Source organism: Spirosoma sp., assembly GCF_026391055.1.
In the GTDB taxonomy this organism is placed as follows: domain Bacteria; phylum Bacteroidota; class Bacteroidia; order Cytophagales; family Spirosomataceae; genus Spirosoma.
Genome location: NZ_JAPLET010000022.1, coordinates 328,517 through 347,381 on the forward strand (window position 1 = coordinate 328,517; position 18,865 = coordinate 347,381).

The 18,865-nt window shown below is 50.4% G+C and carries 16 protein-coding genes; 11 read left to right on the forward strand and 5 right to left on the reverse strand.

Annotated elements, in window-relative coordinates:
* Nucleotides 1-139: 139 nt before the first annotated feature.
* The 4 genes from NT073_RS16540 to NT073_RS16555 all read left to right on the forward strand — a co-directional run bounded on the left by NT073_RS16540 (nt 140) and on the right by NT073_RS16555 (nt 4,418).
* Nucleotides 140-1,387, forward strand: coding sequence for a dicarboxylate/amino acid:cation symporter (locus tag NT073_RS16540; RefSeq protein WP_297375557.1), 1,248 nt, complete (start codon nt 140-142; stop codon nt 1,385-1,387).
* A gap of 92 nt (nt 1,388-1,479) precedes the next feature.
* Entirely contained in the window at nt 1,480-1,917 is a 438-nt protein-coding gene (locus tag NT073_RS16545) for a chromate transporter (protein ID WP_297375559.1), read from the forward strand.
* Between the two features lie 175 nt (nt 1,918-2,092).
* On the forward strand, nt 2,093-3,010 hold the full coding sequence (locus tag NT073_RS16550) for an ATP-binding cassette domain-containing protein (protein WP_297375562.1): 918 nt from the start codon (nt 2,093-2,095) through the stop codon (nt 3,008-3,010).
* A gap of 82 nt (nt 3,011-3,092) precedes the next feature.
* The gene (locus tag NT073_RS16555) at nt 3,093-4,418 is read left to right on the forward strand and encodes an ABC transporter permease (RefSeq protein ID WP_297375564.1); all 1,326 of its coding nucleotides are present in this window, start codon (nt 3,093-3,095) and stop codon (nt 4,416-4,418) included.
* Between the two features lie 59 nt (nt 4,419-4,477).
* Here the strand turns inward: NT073_RS16555 and NT073_RS16560 are convergent, their stop codons facing one another.
* Nucleotides 4,478-7,411: a hypothetical protein gene (locus NT073_RS16560; RefSeq protein ID WP_297375566.1), complete on the reverse strand. Its 2,934-nt coding sequence runs from the start codon at nt 7,409-7,411 to the stop codon at nt 4,478-4,480.
* A gap of 138 nt (nt 7,412-7,549) precedes the next feature.
* Entirely contained in the window at nt 7,550-8,980 is a 1,431-nt protein-coding gene (locus NT073_RS16565; RefSeq protein ID WP_297375568.1) for an aldehyde dehydrogenase family protein, read from the reverse strand.
* Between the two features lie 133 nt (nt 8,981-9,113).
* Between NT073_RS16565 and NT073_RS16570 the strand changes: the two genes are divergently transcribed.
* From NT073_RS16570 to NT073_RS16595, 6 genes are all read left to right on the forward strand, one after another.
* Nucleotides 9,114-10,322: a helix-turn-helix domain-containing protein gene (locus NT073_RS16570; protein WP_297375570.1), complete on the forward strand. Its 1,209-nt coding sequence runs from the start codon at nt 9,114-9,116 to the stop codon at nt 10,320-10,322.
* A 271-nt stretch (nt 10,323-10,593) separates the two neighbouring features.
* Nucleotides 10,594-11,343 (forward strand): tRNA pseudouridine(38-40) synthase TruA, encoded by a 750-nt coding sequence (truA, locus tag NT073_RS16575; protein ID WP_297375572.1) that lies wholly within the window; start codon nt 10,594-10,596, stop codon nt 11,341-11,343.
* A 101-nt stretch (nt 11,344-11,444) separates the two neighbouring features.
* The gene (locus NT073_RS16580) at nt 11,445-12,047 is read left to right on the forward strand and encodes a nucleotidyltransferase family protein (RefSeq protein WP_297375574.1); all 603 of its coding nucleotides are present in this window, start codon (nt 11,445-11,447) and stop codon (nt 12,045-12,047) included.
* Nucleotides 12,048-12,052: 5 nt separating this feature from the next.
* Nucleotides 12,053-12,628, forward strand: coding sequence for a DinB family protein (locus NT073_RS16585; RefSeq protein ID WP_297375576.1), 576 nt, complete (start codon nt 12,053-12,055; stop codon nt 12,626-12,628).
* Nucleotides 12,629-12,652: 24 nt separating this feature from the next.
* Complete coding sequence (locus tag NT073_RS16590) at nt 12,653-14,989, forward strand: glycoside hydrolase family 65 protein (protein WP_297375578.1); 2,337 nt, start codon at nt 12,653-12,655, stop codon at nt 14,987-14,989.
* Between the two features lie 69 nt (nt 14,990-15,058).
* Nucleotides 15,059-15,715, forward strand: a complete 657-nt coding sequence (locus NT073_RS16595) for a class I SAM-dependent methyltransferase (protein ID WP_297375580.1) — start codon at nt 15,059-15,061, stop codon at nt 15,713-15,715.
* A gap of 114 nt (nt 15,716-15,829) precedes the next feature.
* On the opposite strand, the gene NT073_RS16600 is transcribed toward NT073_RS16595, so the two are convergent.
* The 3 genes from NT073_RS16600 to NT073_RS16610 are packed head-to-tail and all read right to left on the reverse strand — an operon-like array spanning nt 15,830 to nt 18,219.
* A complete protein-coding gene (locus NT073_RS16600) occupies nt 15,830-16,567 on the reverse strand; it encodes a hypothetical protein (protein WP_297375582.1) in 738 nt (245 codons plus the stop codon).
* Between the two features lie 29 nt (nt 16,568-16,596).
* Nucleotides 16,597-17,691 (reverse strand): AMP-binding protein, encoded by a 1,095-nt coding sequence (locus tag NT073_RS16605; RefSeq protein WP_297375583.1) that lies wholly within the window; start codon nt 17,689-17,691, stop codon nt 16,597-16,599.
* A gap of 60 nt (nt 17,692-17,751) precedes the next feature.
* Nucleotides 17,752-18,219, reverse strand: coding sequence for a Rieske (2Fe-2S) protein (locus tag NT073_RS16610; protein ID WP_297375585.1), 468 nt, complete (start codon nt 18,217-18,219; stop codon nt 17,752-17,754).
* 119 nt (nt 18,220-18,338) lie between these two features.
* On the opposite strand from NT073_RS16610, the gene NT073_RS16615 reads away from it, so the two are divergent.
* Nucleotides 18,339-18,797 (forward strand): DUF2452 domain-containing protein, encoded by a 459-nt coding sequence (locus NT073_RS16615; RefSeq protein WP_297375587.1) that lies wholly within the window; start codon nt 18,339-18,341, stop codon nt 18,795-18,797.
* The last annotated feature ends 68 nt before the right edge of the window (nt 18,798-18,865 follow it).

The window sequence follows — 18,865 nt, forward strand, 5'->3', positions numbered from 1 at the left end:
ATTTTTGCAAAAAAGAAATTAAGTCGACGCCAACTCGATCTTCTTAAGAGCATATATCTACGCTGTAAGCCAGGGGGGGCTTTTTGAACTGACCGGATTCTTTTACATTTGTCTACGAGGGGTCTTTTAATCTCACTTCATGAAACTACCTAACCTAACAACACGTATTTTTCTGGGCATGGTGCTCGGTATTGCCATTGGTTACTTTTTTCCGGACACGGGTTCCGGATTTTCGGGGACTGATTTAAATATCCTGTCAAAAATATTCCTCCGGCTCATAAAAATGATTATCGGGCCGCTTGTCTTTGCCACGCTCGTTGTAGGTATCGCCAAACTGGGTGATTTCGGTACAGTAGGTCGTATTGGACTTAAAACGCTTGCCTATTTTTATTTCGCAACGATCCTCTCACTCGTTGTCGGGCTATTGGTTGTTAACATTATGCGCCCCGGCGAAGTGATGAACATCACTCAATTGCCCGCTAAAGGCACGGATGTTGGCGTAGAGGCTCAGAAAATGTCGTTCGAGAATTTCATTACGCACATTGTGCCAACAAGCTTCATTGATGCCCTGGCCAACAACGAAATTCTCCAGATTGTGGTGTTCAGTATCTTTTTTGGTATTGCCGTGGGGGCCATTGGTGCACAGGGCAAGATCATGATAAAGGCACTGGATGCGTTGTCGCATGTGATGTTCAAGGTAACGGGTTACGTTATGGCATTTGCTCCGTTTGGGGTATTGGGAGCCATTGCCGCCATTGTTGCTCAACAGGGGCTGGGTATTCTGGGGGGCTATGTTTACCTGATTCTCTGTTTCTTTGGGGGGTTGTTATTCTTCATCTTCGTCATTCTGGCGGCCATCTGTCTAGTGGTTGGCATACCCTATATTGCACTGCTGAAGGAAATTCGTTCGGCGGTAATTCTGTCGTTTAGTACGGCCAGTTCAGAAGCTTCGTTTCCGCAAACGATTGAAGCACTACGCCGATTTGGCTGTTCAGAGCGCATTATTTCGTTTGTATTGCCCCTGGGATATTCGTTTAATTTGGATGGGTCGATGCTGTATATGACCTTCGCAACCGCGTTCATCGCCCAAGCTTATCATGTGCCCCTAAGCATTGAACAGCAGATAACCATGATGCTGACCCTGATGATAACTTCCAAAGGCATTGCGGGTGTACCTCGTGCGTCATTGGTGGTCATTGCCGGTACCATGTCGCTGTTCAACCTCCCCATCGAAGGGTTGGCCCTGTTGCTGGGTATCGACCAGGTGCTCGATATGGGCCGTTCGGCAACGAGTGTTGCCGGCAATGCAGTGGCTACCTGTGTGATTTCAAAATGGGAAGGGGAATTTCGTGTTCAGCCCGTTGAGAATGACGAAGTAACCGTTTAATAAAACATAAATGAATTATGTGGAATGGGTGCAGGAAGCTGTACTTTTAAGTACTAAAGTATAGCTTCCCTTCACCTTTACACTACATGTTCATGAATCAATCTGCTGTGCTGGAGACCGAACTGGCTCCTTATTTTACGACAAAAGCGCCTTTTCAATTTCCAATAGATTTTCGTGCCGGGTTTGTTAAGTACTGGCCTATTGTTTCGCTCGTCCTGCTCGTTCTGACATTGCCCGCTATTCTAATCTTTCTGGGCATAGGAACGGCATTTCTGCCATTTTCTTACCTGGGTGGTGTTGCCGCCGGTTTCGGCTATACCATCTCCATGGTGCTAACGATTGGGCGTGTAGTACTCTGGGCTCTGGCACTCTCCGGTTTGTTTAACCGCAAACGGCAGGGTTGGGTGTTAAGTTACTACGCCCAGTTGATCAGCATCGTGGCCAGTGTTTTTTCTTTTAGTGTTTTCGGCATCTTATTTGGCCTTTTATTTTTAATGCTTCTTTTTCAGGTTCGGGAATATTACAACTGAGTAGCCCGGCCATTGATACATTAAAAGGTCGTGATTGTATAGATTACGGCCTTTTTTATTGCCGTCTATATAGCCGGTTGGCTGTTCATCCGTAAATTGATTGCCAATAGTTATACGATAGCCGTAGTTTGATGCACTGCAAATTAGAACTCCCTAAACTAACTGAACGTCGTTGATGAATAACATCCTCGAAACTCACCACATTATCAAACAATACGCCGAGCATCGGGCTCTTGACGATGTCAGCTTGTCTGTCCCCAAAGGCTGTATCTTCGGGCTTCTCGGGCCAAACGGTGCCGGAAAAACGTCTCTTATTCGTATTATCAACCAGATTACGGCTCCCGATTCCGGCGATGTTATTCTGGATGGCGAACGGCTTAATCCAAACCACATTAAGCGAATCGGGTATCTGCCCGAAGAACGGGGACTGTACAAAAAAATGAAAGTCGGCGAACAACTGCTGTATCTGGCTCAGTTAAAAGGGCTTACGGAGAAGCAGGCGATGGAAAAGCTGAAGATATGGTTTGTTAAGTTCGACATAAAAACCTGGTGGACCAAAAATGTTGAAGACCTGTCGAAAGGTATGCAACAGAAGGTACAGTTTGTGGCCACAGTCATGCACGAGCCGGATTTGATTATCCTGGATGAACCCTTCTCCGGCTTCGACCCCATCAACGCGAACCTGATTAAAGACGAAATTCTGGAACTGCGGGATAAAGGCAAAACAATTATTTTTTCCACCCACCGCATGGAATCAGTGGAAGAGCTATGCGATAATATTGCCCTCATTAACCGGTCCCACAAAGTGCTGGATGGTCCCAAGCAGGCTATCAAGGAACAGTTCAAAACCCATACTTACCACGTTGAGTATCAGGGAAATCTTGATACGCTGTCGCCAGCCTTTACCGTTCTGAAAACCCGACCGACCGATGACGGGTTTACGCGGGCCGATATCAAGATTCCGCCCGATGCCGCTGTAAATGAACTCATTCGGCATCTGCTCGATCGGGTGGCGGTGCGCTCATTTGGCGAAAATATCCCGAGTATGAACGACATCTTTATTCAGGCCGTTGGCGAGGTGCCAACTACCTAGCACCAACTTACCCTGACTGATTCCGTTTGTCTACGATTCATTTTACAGCTTTCTCCGCCGACCGGGCTGGTCGGTATAACCGATGAACACAATTTTTCTTATCATCAAACGAGAGTACATGGTTCGGGTTCGTAAAAAGTCGTTCATTATCATGACGATTTTAGGGCCGGTACTGATTTTTGGCTTCTATGCCATTATTGGCTGGGCCGCCGTTAGCTCGATCAATCAGAAAAAGATCGCCGTCGTAGACGAAAGCGGACGGTTCGTAAACCAGTTCAAAAACGACGACGAAACGGTCTTCGCTTACCCGAAAGAATCCCTGGCGGAAGCGAAAAAAACGTTCGTCAAACAGGGTTATAATGCGTTGGTCTTTATTCCAAAGGACGTCATTGAGCAGCCTAAAACGGTAAAAATTTTCGCCGAAAAAAGCGTCAGTCTGGCACTCCAGAGCAATATTGAGCGGGCTATTGGCAAAGAGATTGAAACCATTAAGCTGAAAGAAGCAGGCATTACCCAGAAAATAATTCAGGATGCCAAGGTCAATGTCGACGCACAAACCATCAGCCTGAGCGACGCGGGCGAAAAAAGCAACAACGGAATCGCCACGACGATCATTAGCGGATTCTGCGCCTTGCTGATTTATATCTCGGTGCTGATTTATGGCACTCAGGTTATGCGGGGTGTTATGGAAGAAAAAACCAATCGGATTGTGGAGGTGATTATCTCATCGGTGAAACCCTTTCAGTTGATGCTGGGCAAGATCATTGGGGTAGCCCTGGTTGGTCTGACACAGTTCATGCTCTGGATTGTGCTCACGATAGGCCTCATGACGATAGGCTCCAGAATAATCAGCCAGCCTAAAGAAACGGCTCAGTCACAGATGGCAACCCGTATGAATGGCATGCCGGGCGGTCAGGAAGTACAGGCTAAAATGTCAACGGCTAAAAACCCGGTTGCCGACGTAATGGCAGCTATTGAAACGCTGAATCTGCCGCTTATCGTTTCCTGTTTTCTCTTCTATTTTCTGGGGGGCTATTTGCTGTATAGCGCTCTGTTTGGGGCTGTAGGGGCCGCTGTCGATAACGAGACCGAAACGCAGCAGTTCATGTTTCCGATTATGATGCCCATTATTGCGGCCATTGCCTTTGCCCAGATTGCCGTTCGTGATCCCGACGGACCACTGGCTTTCTGGACCTCCATGATTCCCTTCACCTCGCCCGTGGTCATGATGGTCCGTATTCCATTTGGCGTTCCAGTCTGGGAACTGGCCCTATCCATGGCGCTTCTGGTGCTTGGCTTTGTAGGAACGACCTGGCTGGCCGCCCGTATTTACCGGGTCGGTATCCTGATGTATGGCAAGAAAGTCTCCTTCCGCGAACTCTCGAAATGGGTATTTTATAAAGGGTAAATGGTGAAGTGAATGAAATGGGTGGAGTCGACTCTACCCATTTCACCCACTTCACCAAATCAAAATCCAATATCAATAACCAACGGCTGTACGATAAATTCGCTGGTGGTCAGGTTGTAAATGGTGCGGAATCCCGCTTCTAGAGGGGTGCGAAGGCGCAGGGCGTTAAACACAAACGACAGGTCGAAGCCGGTTGTTTGATAGGCGCGCTGGTTGGTTTCATAGCCCCGCAGACGATTGTATACGTCGCGTACTTCGAGGACAGATCGTCCATCGGACCGGTCATAAAAAACTCCTCCTTTTATCCGCTGAATGTACAGCCAGCGACCAAGCGACCAGTGGGTGTCAGCTATGGGTAGCCGGTATTCGGCACTGGTGGCGGTAATCTGATCGTCGCTGATGTATAATTGCCCCCGTGGGAAAAACACGATGGGGCTAAACCGGTAACTTCCCCGAGCCTGCTCCTGATAACCCGCCCGTAGACGGATGGAATGATGCCTGGCTAAACCGGGGAAAAACAGGTTTACCTGAACACCCCACTGTTCGCCGGTGAGTTTCCCCCCAAAAGGTGTTGTGCGGTAGTTGGCCGAAAGCGTTTGCCCCCAGCGTGGTGCTACATCGCGTTTGCTTTGCCGCAGCAAACGCGAATAGCTAAACCCATAGGTCAACGCGTTGAGCGAACCGGCTGAGCCAACCTCCGTAACAAAGCGAAAAGGCAACTCATACCCTGTAACCTGCAAATAATTATAATAGGCCGACAGATTGAGGGCCTGGCTGTATTTTGAGTTGGTCAGTTGTAGGGGTAACCGAAAACCAGCGGTCAACTGGTTGTATTGCCAGCTATCGGTACGTAAACTATCAAGAGGTAACACCCTGTCGACGTAAAGCGACGTGCTGCGCGTACCACGCTGAAAACTCAGATCAATAATGGGATAGAGGCCCTGATAACTCAAAAGTGCATATGCGTTCCCGGTACGTTCGGCCTGATTATACACATAACCTACGCCAATCTGAGTCGTACTCAGCAAATCCTGCGAATTGATGCCAACCGTCAGGGACTGGCCTGAACTGCCAATGGTTGGCCCCCAATTGTATACGTTGATCAGGTTAGCCAGTCGCCGAAATCGGGAAGCAGTATAGGTTGTGACGATTGGTACTGAATCGGCCAGAGCCTGACGGCCTGCTGCCGCTCCCGGTTCGAGGTTGACCAGTGGACCAAAATAACGGATGAGCTGTTCCTGACCCGGCTCCGAAACCGGTTTCCAGTCAGCCGGGGTTACGGGCATGTCAGCAATTCGGTACCCGTTAGCCGTGAAATCCTCGAACGCTAGCCGGGTCCCCGACGGAGAGAGTGTGGCGTGATAGGCTGCCAGCGGCCGTGAGGTCACCTGAAACACCTGTTTCGACCGGGTATCCAAGGCATAAATATTGTCGATACCGGAGCGGGGTGAGTTATACAGCACATAGTCTTTCCAGGGCTGTGGGTTGCTAAGGTTTTCACTGACTTCAGGTAGCAAGTCTGTAACCGAGCCGGATTCTGTATCAATTGCCCGAATCGTCTTCTTGCCGTTTTTCAGGGAAACGACGACCAGGGTCCGGTTGTCGTCTTTCCAGCGCGGATGCTGGTAAAAGGCACCGGTGGGGTTGGGGATTTTTTGCTGAACCGCCCCCGTTTGGGTGTCCAGCACCAGCAACTGCGTCTTGAACTGATCTGTATTATCAACAGCTACCAGTTTGGCATTGTTGGGCGACAGGGCCACCGCTGTATACCGGGCGCGGTGCGTCAGTCGAGTCAGTTTGCCCGTTTGCAGGTCCAGCAGTCTAATATTTGAATAAATCCGCTGACCCCATCGTGGGTCGTACCCGTATTCAATCCAGCAGGCTTTGGTTGCTGTAGCCGATAAGAGGTTCGGATCGTTTGGGAATCCCTGCACAAAAACCGTTTTCTCGCGTTGGTGCTTATCCAGGATAACCAGCCTTGGCGTGTCTCCCAAACCATTTTTAAGGCACAGCACCGTAGAGTCGGTCAGGAATTGCGGGTGCTGGTAGTTAGTGAAGACCGGCCTGCGCGATTGCTCTTTTTCAGGATTTATCGGGAAACCGGCCGATGGGGTCAGCGTTAACCCTTGCTGCTGCTTCTGCCATACGTCGGTAATATCATCCATCGTTTTCCGGTAGAGATCCTCCGTTTTCAACCCGGTTTCGTCTTTGATACTGGCCGAAAAGGCGAAAGGCCATGGAAACCGGCGGTAGTTTCGGTTCAGCACCCGGCTCCAGACATCGGGACCATAAGTTCGTTTAAGGTAGGTCGTCATAAAATACCCCAGCACATAATGATTCGGTACATTGTCGCGGTAAGAGCCACCAACAGATTTCGGATAGTCGAACCGTTTACCTGCCAGTAGGTTCGCGCGCATGCCCAAATCAAAGTTCGGAATTCGGCCCCGTCCACTGGTACTTAGCAAGGTTTCATTACTGACGGCGTCGCCCTCGGCAAACCAGTCGGGTACGGTTAGCAATGGCAGAAATAGGCCCGAATTACCAAGGAAAGTATACAGGAACCGTCCGTAGCCCTGTAACGCTTTGTCATTTTGTACGACGTGGCGGTACTCATGAACCGACAGTAAATCGAACCAGTTCAGCGTACCCGCCAGACCGGGGTCCTGGGGCGGTACAGCGAAAAACTCCGACCGCCGGGGAAACAGACTTACGAAACCATTGCTGTTTGTTGTCTGATTCTGAAGCAGAACAGAAATCGGGCGGGGGCGTTTTCCGAGCGAGGCACTGGCCGGTTCGTATAGGCTTTCGAGTCGTTGAGCCGTGCGCTGGGCTGTCGAGTCGAATCCTTCCGGATACAGCACCCGGAAGTGGGGCGTTTTGAGTCGATACCAGTGCAAGCTTGTGGGGTTCTGGTCTAGAACGGGCAGGGTTTGGGCCAGCGTCTTAACAGTGGCCAGCAGAAGAATAGCGGTACAGAAAGGTAGTCGAATCATGCGGTAACAAGATACGGTTTTTTGCAAAAACGCCCTGTATGATATCACAGGGCGTTTTCATAGCGCGGGTGGGAAGCTGCGTATTGAGACGTGCGCAAATGAAATCAGGTTCGTTTCGGGGCAATTCTGTTTATCCCCTTATATATACCTGACAATGAAGTTGATCATCTTTTTTACCTTATCCGTATAAGGGGGATAAATGAATTTCATGGTGCCGAACTCCCGCTGCATGACACCGCGTTGATTGGAAAACTCCTGAAAGCTGAAGAAACCGTTCGATTTGCCCAGCCCACTGTTGTTGACCCCGCCAAAAGGAAGTTCGACATTGCCAAATTGAAGTAGCGTATCATTCACAACGGTATCTCCGGCCGAACTTCGGTCGAGAATATATTGAACGCGTTTCCGATTGCGGCTGTGAATGTACAGTGCCAGCGGTTTATCCCGATTGTTAACAACAGCCAGCGCATCGTCGATGTTGACGTACGTTAGCACTGGCAGGATCGGGCCGAAAATTTCCTCTTGCATCAAATGCATATTGTCAGAAATGCCTTCGAGCAGGGTCGGTTCAATAAAATTAGTGTCCGGGTTTACACTACCCCCGTGAGTAATGGTTGCCCCTTTGTCCAGCGCGTCAGATAGTAACCCCTGAATACGGTCGAAATGATGCTTGTTCACGATTCGGGCGTAACTGCTGGAGGATTCGACGGGTTGTCCATCGGGACTGTACATGGCCGTTAATGACTCTTTAAGCGCCCGTATGAAGGGTTCTTTGACGGATTGCTGAACCAGCAGGTAATCAGGTGCAATACAGGTTTGGCCGTTATTGATACACTTGCCCCAGGCCAGTTGGCCAGCTGCCTGCTTCAGATCGGCCGTTTCGTCGATGATGGCGGGTGACTTCCCGCCAAGCTCCAGTGTAACGGAGGCCAGGTTTTTGGCGGCTGCGGCCATCACAACGCGTCCAACGGCAGGGCTTCCGGTGAAAAAGATATGATTGAACGGTAATTCCAGCAACGCTTTCGATACACCGGCATCTCCTTCAAAAACAGTAACCTCCTCGGCAGGAAACAGGTCGCTAATCATTATTTTGATCAGTCGGGCCGTGTGGGGTGTCATTTCGGATGGCTTGAGTATGGCGACATTACCGGCGGCAATGGCCGACACCAGCGGCCGAATGCAGAGAACAAATGGGTAGTTCCAGGGGGCGATGATGAGTACGCTTCCTTTCGGCTCATGAATTAGCTGGCTCCGGGTACCGATCAGGGCTGTGGGCGTGGGCAATGACTGGGGTTTCATCCAGCTTTTCAGGTGCCGGATCGTGTGCTTGATTTCGGCATGAAGAGCCATCAGTTCACCCAGCGAAACCTCGGCCGACGGCTTGCGAAAGTCATTGAACATCGCCTGCTGAATCTCCGCTTCATGGGCGTTGACCCACTGTTGAATTCGCCGGATACGCTCAATCCGCTGATCGGCGGTGGTAAGGGCTATCTGACGGGCGTGCCGACGCTGGGCATCAAAGGCCGACTGTATGTCGTTTTGTAGACCGGTAGCAGTGGGGTGGGTAGTCATGAGAATTTGTTTCTTCTGAAAACGAGTCAACTGGATGTGTTAAAAGTACAAAAAAACTGCCTGACCGGGCTATATTGGCATTTAAAACACTAATCGTTTATCTTAGCTGAAACTTTAGTAACCCCTGAACCGGATGACGCTCGTCAGTGACAACATCCGCTACCTGCGTAAACTGAATGGTTTGACACAGGAGCAATTTTCCCGAAAAATTAACATAAAGCGTTCGTTATTAGGCGCCTACGAAGAGGGGCGTGCTAACCCGAACGGGCAAAATATACAGGCGATTGCTAAAGCATTCAATACGACTGTTGAACTGCTGACCCGCCAGGACCTGCGGAAACTTCGCGAAACACCCAGCTTAAGCATCCCCTTAGGTCAGCCCGGCAAAGTAGCAGAGACCCGTTCAACGGCTATCCGGACCGATGGCCGACTGGATGCCGACGAAGATGACCCGTTTCAGCATCCCGATTTTCCGGATATTTTTGCCCAGCCAACCCCGCCCGCACCGGAGCCACAGCCACTGTCGTCGGTGCTGAATAAATACTACCGGGCTCAGGACGAAGGCCGCCCGGCACCCGCTCCGCCAGTTATTACGCCACCGGTACGGCCAACACAGGGAGCGCCCGAGCGGCAGCAGCCCATGGCTTTTAATCCCGAGTCGCCGGTTAGTAACTCACCTGAACGAGGCCGATCGGCACTCGATGAGTTGTTTAGTTCCCAGCCGGAGCCCCGTTCGGCACCGGCAGCCCCGCAGCCTCCGGTCCATGCGTCTCCGGATGTGCTGACGTTCAATAACATCTACGAAGGCCCCGCTTCTTCAACACGATCGACCGTATCGGCGCAGGCTATGGCCCCGACTATTCCCGTGGTCATGCATCGTCAGTTTTCGGATTACTGCCAGCGCTATCAGCAGGCCGATTTTCTGCACCGGCTCCCGGCCATGCATTTGCCGACCTTACCCGACGGTCATTACCGCGCGTTTGAAGCGGGTGACGATTTTGTCTTCCCCAAGGCCTTACTGGTTGGTAAGTTCATTCGTAACTGGTTCGACATTGCCGATGGCAAGTTGTACGTGCTGCTCATTCAGGCTCATAGGTCAGATACTACGGGCGGATCGGGTATTTTTTGCCGCCGGGTGTACAATCAGGTGAAAGTGAAAGGAACGCTCCTGCTCACCGCCGATCGTGCCGACGTGCCCAATCGGGAGGTTGTGCTAAAGGATGTGCTGGAAGTTTGGGAGGTGACCGCCTTTGTCAGTCAGCAGCTGCCGCCACCAGCACCAAATACCGACCGGTTGAAACAACTGGTTGATGAGCTTCGGTTTGAAGTGGAACGACTGTAGCCTTATCAATTGTATGAATCTCCGGACCGTTCCCTCATCGTTCAGCTATAATAAAACTATACGTTCAGTAACAGGTTAAGGGAGGGTAACTCAATTGATAAATCAGTGTACCTGTCAGAATTTATCTCTGAATTCTGAGCTTTGGCCGCTCATTGAGCTATTGATGATTCGTTCCTTCCTCTTGTTAATTTGGGCTTTGGGACCGGAATTTTCCGGAGACCAAAGCCCTTTTCGTAACTAACGTACTGATAAGCCGTATTTTTGCCCACCTATGCGTTACTTTCTTCACCTGGCATATAAGGGCACCAAGTACCACGGCTGGCAGCGGCAACCCAACGGGTTGAGCGTTCAGGAAGTTCTCGAAACGGCTTTGTCAACGGTATTGCGCCAGCCTATCGCAATCGTTGGAAGTGGCCGGACTGATGCCGGTGTTCATGCCGGGCAACAATTTGCTCATTTTGACACCGATACCGCTCTGCCAACACAGCTGCTTCGGTCGCTCAATAGCATGATTCCGCCCGATATTGCCGTGCATGAGTGCTTCCCGGTCCGCCCCGACGATCATGCCCGCTTTACGGCCCAATCCCGCTATTATCAGTATCAGATCAGTCGCCGGAAAGACCCTTTTCGGGACGGACTCGTATATGTGTTCACGCTGCCCCTGAACGTCGAACGGATGAACGAAGCGGCCAGCCGACTGCTGAATCATATCGACTTCGAGAGTTTTAGTAAAGTCAAAACCGACGTGAAAACCTTTAACTGTCAGATTGAATGGGCGTACTGGGCGCATCAACCCAACGGCGATTTAGTCTTTCACATCAAAGCCAACCGGTTTCTGCATGGCATGGTTCGGGCCATTGTAGGAACGCTGCTGGCGGTAGGGCAGGAGCGACTTAGTATAACTGATTTTGAGCAGATTATTCTGGACCGAGACCGAAAACGAGCGGGTCGGGCAGCTCCCGCCGAGGGGTTATCGCTGGTTGAAGTCGGGTATCCGGCCGAGGTGATGAGCCGAAGGTAAAATACCTGACCTGGTTTGGGAGGAGTGAAACGTAAATCCGGACTGGCCCGAGCATCCGGTACGGTAAAAAAGTGGTATATTTAATTAAAAAAGAATTTCTCTTGAAAATTGGCATCATCATATTGGCCGCTGGCGATTCGTCCCGAATGGGGGGCGATCCCAAGCAGTTGATTACGTATAAAGGGCAGTCGCTGATGCGACGGGTAACGGAAAACGCCCTGGCCCTGCAACGGGGTCCGGTTATTGTTGTACTCGGTGCCAATCGGCCTCAGATTGTCCCCGAACTGGACGGGCTGCCCGTCACGATCGTTGATAACCCAAGCTGGCCGACCGGTCAGGCATCGTCTTTGAAAACGGGACTTGCCGCCTTTTATCTGACCCATAAAGACATCGACGCGGTGCTGATTCTGCATACCGACCAGCCATTGGTTTCGTTGGGCTTGCTCCTGCACATGTTTGAGGTCTACCAGGATGAAGATAAAGGTATTGTGGCTTGTCGGTACGGAACCCAACTAAGTGTTCCCGCTATTTTTCACCGTAACTATATCGACGAACTATTACAGCTGAAAGACGATAAAGGCGTAAAATGGGTGATTGGCCGCCACCGCAGCGATTGTGTAGAAGTACCTTTCGAAGCGGGTGCGATTGATCTCGACTCGAAGCGCGACCTTGATTTATTTCAGCAGGTAGTAACGCAGACCTAACCACCATGCAAAAACTGGCTACTGCCCATGACCTTCAACAGCGGCTTAAGACGGCCCTCGACACGGTCGAACGGGAGTTTACAACCCTCTCCGACGAGCAACTGCGTTGGAAGCCCGCCCCTGACAAATGGAGCATTGTCGAATGTTTACAGCACCTGAATCTGGCCGAACGGTTCTACATCCGCAACCTTCAGCACAAAGTCGATAAACTGGGTCTGATTCAAACCGCGCCCGTCGACCAGACGCTTGAAAGTGATCTGGTTGGCAAAGCCCTACGCTATATTGTCGATCCGCAGAGTAAATTAAAGTTTCCGGCGCCGGGTATGATTCGGCCCCGTACCGCTGCCGAATTGCAGCCCGCAGATGTGATCGGGCAGTTTCTGGATTTGCAGACATTATTGCTTGGTATGCTCGATAAGGCCGTTTATATGGATTGGAATCGGGAAAAGCTAATGACGATTTTTGGCAACTGGTTAAAAATCAACCTCGGAGATGCGGCCAGGATGCTGGTTGCGCATACAGAGCGTCATCTAAACCAGGCTATGCGTGTAAAGGCTGAAATAAATACCTTTGCAGGATAGGATACGAAGACAATCATCTACTGAATGAAAAATTATATAACTCAGAACCCCTGGAATATTGTTGAAGACGGGTTTCATCCCGATTTTAATGAGATTACGGAAAGTGTGATGTCGCTCGGCAATGGCCGGCTTGGTCAGCGGGGGAACTTTGAAGAGAAATTTACCGGTAAATCCCTACAGGGCAATTATGTGGCGGGGGTGTATTACCCCGATAAAACACGAGTCGGCTGGTGGAAAAATGGCTATCCCGAATACTTCGCTAAAGTGCTCAATGCCGCTAACTGGATTGGTATCGACATTGATATTGAATACGAAACCCTTGATCTCAACCACTGCGAAGTCCGTAATTTTCGCCGGGTGCTGAACATGCAGGAGGGATATCTCGAACGCTCCTTTGTAGCTGTACTCAAAAGTGGTAAAGAGATTCAGGTGAATGCCAAACGCTTTTGTTCCATTGTCGATGACGAAGCCGGAGCCATTCGGTACGCCATAAAACCCCTGAATTTCGAAGCCAAGATTACCATTACGCCCTACATCAACGGCGACATTCGCAATCGTGATGCCAACTACGACGAAACATTCTGGGATGAAGTTCGAAAAGAAACAGGCTATGGCGAAGCGTATATTGAACTCCGCACCCGTAAAACGGGCTTTCATGTCGCTACCGGCATGTGCGTTGAAATTGAGCAGGATGGCGTAAAGGTCGACTATCAGTCGCAGCCCATAAAGTACGAAAAGTACGTGGCTAACCGCATGACACTCGACTGCCGGAAAGGGCAGGAAACGGTCATTTATAAATATGCCGTAAACCTCTCGTCGCTCAACTATGACCCGGACACGATCATGAAGGATGCGCATCAGTACATCCAGCGGATTACCCGGAAGGGGTTCGAAAAAATGCTGTTCGAGCAGAAACAGGCCTGGGCCGACAAATGGAAAACCAACGACATTATCATTGAAGGTGATATTGCCGCTCAACAGGGCATTCGGTTCAATATATTTCAGTTGAACCAGACCTATACGGGCGAAGACGAGCGATTGAACATCGGTCCGAAAGGATTTACGGGCGAAAAATACGGCGGGTCGACCTACTGGGATACCGAAGCGTACTGCCTGCCGTTTTACCTCGCTACCGCCGACCAGAAAGTGGCGAAGAACCTGCTCGTTTACCGGTATAAACAACTTGGTAAAGCCATCGAAAATGCCCAGAAACTAGGATTTCGGGCTGGTGCGGCTTTGTATCCCATGGTGACCATGAATGGCGAAGAGTGCCATAACGAATGGGAAATCACCTTTGAGGAAATACACCGTAACGGTGCAATTGCCTATGCCATCTTCGATTACGTTCGCTACACCGGCGATGAACAGTATCTGGTCGATTACGGCCTCGAAGTGCTCATTGCCATCAGCCGCTTCTGGAGCCAGCGGGTCAACTGGTCGAAGGAGAAAGAGAAGTACGTAATGCTGGGCGTTACCGGCCCCAACGAGTACGAAAACAACGTCAACAACAACTGGTACACCAACTATATAGCCGCCTGGACACTCCGGTACACCACCGAAGCCGTGGCGAAAGTGAAAGCACTCGATGCCGATAAATACGCGGACCTGATTGACCGGATACACTTTCGTGAAGAAAAAGAACTGGCCACGGCCCGGCAGATTATTGAAAAAATGTACCTGCCCGCTGATGATGAAAAAGGTGTTTTTCTGCAACAGGAAGGCTTTTTAGATAAAGACCTGATGCCCGTTACGGACATTCCGAAGGGGCAGCGGCCCATCAATCAGAACTGGTCGTGGGACCGGATTCTTCGGTCATGTTTCATCAAGCAGGCTGATGTGTTGCAGGGGCTTTATTTCTTCGAAGACGAGTTCGATACCGAGACCCTGCGTCGGAATTTCGACTTTTACGAGCCGATGACCGTTCACGAATCGTCGCTCTCGCCCTGCGTCCACTCCATTCAGGCGTCGAAACTGGGCATGAAAGAGAAAGCCTACGAAATGTACCTGCGCACGGCCCGGCTCGACCTCGACGACTATAACAACGATACGGAAGACGGCTGTCATATTACAAGTATGGCCGGTACGTGGCTGGCCGTCGTAAAAGGATTCGGCGGCCTGCGAATTGAACAGGCCGACGGTGCCGAGCCTCGGGTCGTTCTGAACCCTTACTGCCCGGATAACTGGCAGTCGCTGGCCTTTAAAATCCGGTACCGGGGCGTACTCTTGCAGGTAACAACCACGCAGCAGGATGTTACGGTAGACAATTTCTCAACCCAGCCCATCACAATACACCTCCTCGGTGAAGAAGTAGTAATTGGTGCCGAGAGTCAGCAGACGGTGTCTGTGAAAATAGAAGCCTAAAGCGTAGTGTGTGGTTAACCGGTTCGCTTGTTTTCCGGTTGATACCAGCTAGTGACCTGTTAACCACGCATGACCGCTAAAATGGACGTTAAAACAAATCCCGGAGGTAATTTTAACTTGATTGCGCCCGTCTACGATGTATTGGCGTTTGTTGTATTCGGTAGGAAACTACAGCAGGCTCAGGGCCATTTTCTGAGTACTATACCGCCCAAAGCCTCCGTGCTGCTTGTGGGTGGCGGAACGGGCTGGCTACTCGAACAGGTGCTGATCCGTTGCCAGACGGAGCGGGTTCTTTATCTCGAAACATCGAGTCGGATGGTAGCCCGTGCCACCCGCCGAATGACAGATAAGTCGTTGCTGGGCATGGTGGAATTTCGGGTGGGCGATGAAACATCGCTCCGTTCCGGCGAACAGTTCGATGTGGTTATAACGCCGTTTTTGCTGGACCTCTTCAGCGAACATACATTACAGAGCCGCTTAATTCCCAGCTTATTAAGTGTACTAAAGTCCGGCGGTATGTGGTTGGTTACTGATTTTGTAGCACCTCCTGCCTGGTGGCAGAAGATTCTATTATGGGCAATGATTCGATTTTTCAGGCTTATTGCCGGTATCGAAACCCGTAAACTGGCCAATTGGCAGCAATCCCTGAGCGACGCAGGCTTAGTCCTTCAGGCGCGTAAACCCCAGGTTGGTGGAATGGTGTCAGCTGAGGTATGGGGCCAGTGAGCAACTGGTAATCAGTTAACCGTTAATGGTTATTAAGTTATTCGTTACTGATCAATAGTTTGATTATTAGGGTGTAACGAATAACCAATAACTTAATAACCAATAGATTGGTCGTTACAAATCACGAAATAGCTTGTGTAAGGCCTTGTAATTGCTAACGTCATACCATTCTTCGGTACCCAGATTGAGCCATTGTCCATCACGCCGGGGACGTTTTAGTTGGGCATCGTCGGGATCATAATCGTAATTATAAACCTGGCTCATCACATGCAGCAAAGTTGACCAGGGGACGGTTTTTTTCTCCTCCTGCCGGTTTTCGACGGACGTAACAGTGACCGAACGCTCCGCAAACGAAGCGGTTAACCGTAATTCCTGTTCGCCGGACGGGTTGCTCAGATTCAGGTAGATCAACTCAAACGGGCGTTCGCGGCCCATTGCTTCATACGTTGCCTGAATCAATTCCTGCATCAAATATTGCCAGTCATCCGATTTCGCGGGTCTACCACTGGTTTTGTTGCCGTTAGCGGTTACGGCAATCTCCCAGAAATCATCATCTTCGCCCAATTCATCTTCGTTACCGGGCTGGAGTTTTGTTTTGCGAACAAGATTGGCGAGTGCTTCCCACCACGCTTTGGGCAGTCGACCCGACCAGGCAAAATCATCATTCCGGGTGTACCCTTCCGCGATAAGCTCGTCGTCGTCGATGTCGTCGCGGTCGGGATATGTGATCGCCAGATCGACCTGAATGGCGCTGGCGGCAACGGTGTTGATCGTAAGGGTGTAAAAGTATGAATAAGGCGCGGGTAGCGACCGGGCCGTCTGGTAGCGAATCTGAAGACTTTGGAAGGACATAAAGCGTCGTGTTGACAAGTCCGGCAAAGTTAACGTATTTGAGCTATAGTCGCTTTCTGGTCAATCTTGCCGGTGGGCGTTTCCAGAAATCGAGCTACGGGTAGAATGTCTTTGGGCACAGCGTAGGCGCCAAGTTTCTCCCGAATAATTTTCTGAATCTTTTCCCATTGCTGACTTTCAATGGCTACCTGCTCGCAGACCACTACAACCCGCTGGCCCAGGCGCTTGTCGGGTAAACCGGTCACAAAAAAGCGCGGAATTAACACGCTGTTGCTGACAGATTCAAGGGTCAATTGCTTGCTAATCAGTTGTTCCACCTGTTCCGGTTGTATTTTCACCCCACCACTATTGATAATCCGGTCGGCTCGGCCTAACAGCCTGAACTGCGTGTTACCAGTTCCAGCGTCAGGCAGCAGTTCAACCACATCGTTGGTCTGAATTAAGTCGAAATTGGTGGCGGCTGAAGTGATATACAGACAACCCCGTGCATCGGTACCCAACTGAACACCAATGAGAGCCGTAAATAATTCGCTGGCATCAGGTCCATTGAGTCGGCGGAGGGCAATGTGCGAAACAGTCTCAGTCATGCCGTAGGTAGCATAAATGGGCGCTTTGATGGCGCTTAGCTGCTTTTCCAGTGCTGGGCTGGTGGCGGCTCCTCCAATCAGAATTGCTTTCATACCGTCGAGGAGTTGAGTTTTTTCGGGTTTCTGCTCCAGGATCGTCTGAACTTGCAGCGGTACAAGAGCTGTAAAGGCAAACGTGTCGATTGCGGGCGTAAAGTCGAGCAGGGGATTGGCCGAGGGTTCAATAATGGTCAAGGGTAAACCCAGCTCTAGCCCCCGAACGAGCATCATAATACCGGCCACATAACGGATATTCAAACAAACGAGGGCCCTGTCGCCCGTTTGTAGACCAAGCGTCTGACCGGTTAGCTGAGCACTCGCCTGCATCTGAGCGCGCGTCAGTTCAATAGGCTTCGGGGTGCCGGTTGAGCCGGACGTGTACAAGGTAAACCGTTGCTGTCCCTGCAACCAAGATTGACAAAAGGCCAGGGCTTCTTCTTCGTAAGGCGTTTGGGCCGTGGGCCAGGAGTCAGGCAGAGCGGGGTTAAGAAACAGCATTCAGAACAAACGTGCTAATGGTAAAGAAAGGTATGGTATCTGCCTCAGTGTCAGATAGTATTAATTATACACCCGTACCGTTTGTGCAGCCGCGTTTACCTCGACCTTATATTGGGTAAGGGGCTGGGTGGCAGGGCCAACAACAACTTGCCCTGTAGTGTTGAAGCGGGACTGATGCGAAGGGCAATAGAATTGGTTTTCGACGGATTTAAACGTCAATTCAGTTCCCAGATGCGTACATTTTGCAGATACCGCTACGTATTGGCCGTCTTTCGTTTGCGCTACGATGACGTCGTTTTTTATCACATAGCCGCCTTTAGAAAGTAAATTTTCGTTAATTTTTTCGTCCAGTCGAAGTGTAAAATCTACTTTGAGGCTGGGGTCTGGAGTTGGCTCGGGATTATCCTGTGCAGAACAGCCCGCCATACAACGCGAGAGCAGGATAGCGCCAATACTTGTGCCTACAAGCCTGAAAAACTCGTGGCGTGGCATTATCGGGTTCTCTGCGGGGGTAAAGGTGGTTTCCATATTGGTTTTAACGTACTTTTGTGGCATTAGGCCTGTTAAGGGTGTAAATATGCTTTATTTTTTGTCATTCAACGACAGCAAACAAAGACGTTTGCCGGGCTGTTACCCAATCATTACGTATGGAAGAAGCAAAAATTTTCGTCAACCCGATTTCTCCGGATAAAGTGGCCGAGTCGCCGGGTCTGCTGGCCTATGCACATACAGCAGGGGGTGCAGTGATACGTCCTGAAGATAAAGGTAAAATTACAGGTCGGGCCGTATCTGCCATGCGCGAGCAGACGGATATGCAATTGAGCCAATTGTATAAACAAATGCAGCTGCTGGCCGAACAGGCAACCGCCATTCGGAACCGGGTCGAAATATCGGAGCGTATTTATTCGGCCCAGATGAGTTTTGAACCGGTGGTTGGCCACACCTACTATTTTTATCAGCGCAAGAACGGAACGGATCTGCTTTCTATGATCGCTCCCAATGAGTGGGGTCGTAAATTTCCGTTTGAACGTTGCCTCGCAACCGTCCGCATGATGGCCGACCATACCTGGGATGTGCATTATCACGAAGTTTCATTTACTGAGTGAACGAGTGGAATGAGTAAAAGAGTGCTGCCATGCAGATAGCTGGTGTTTCTGTTTTCGCTCATTTCGCT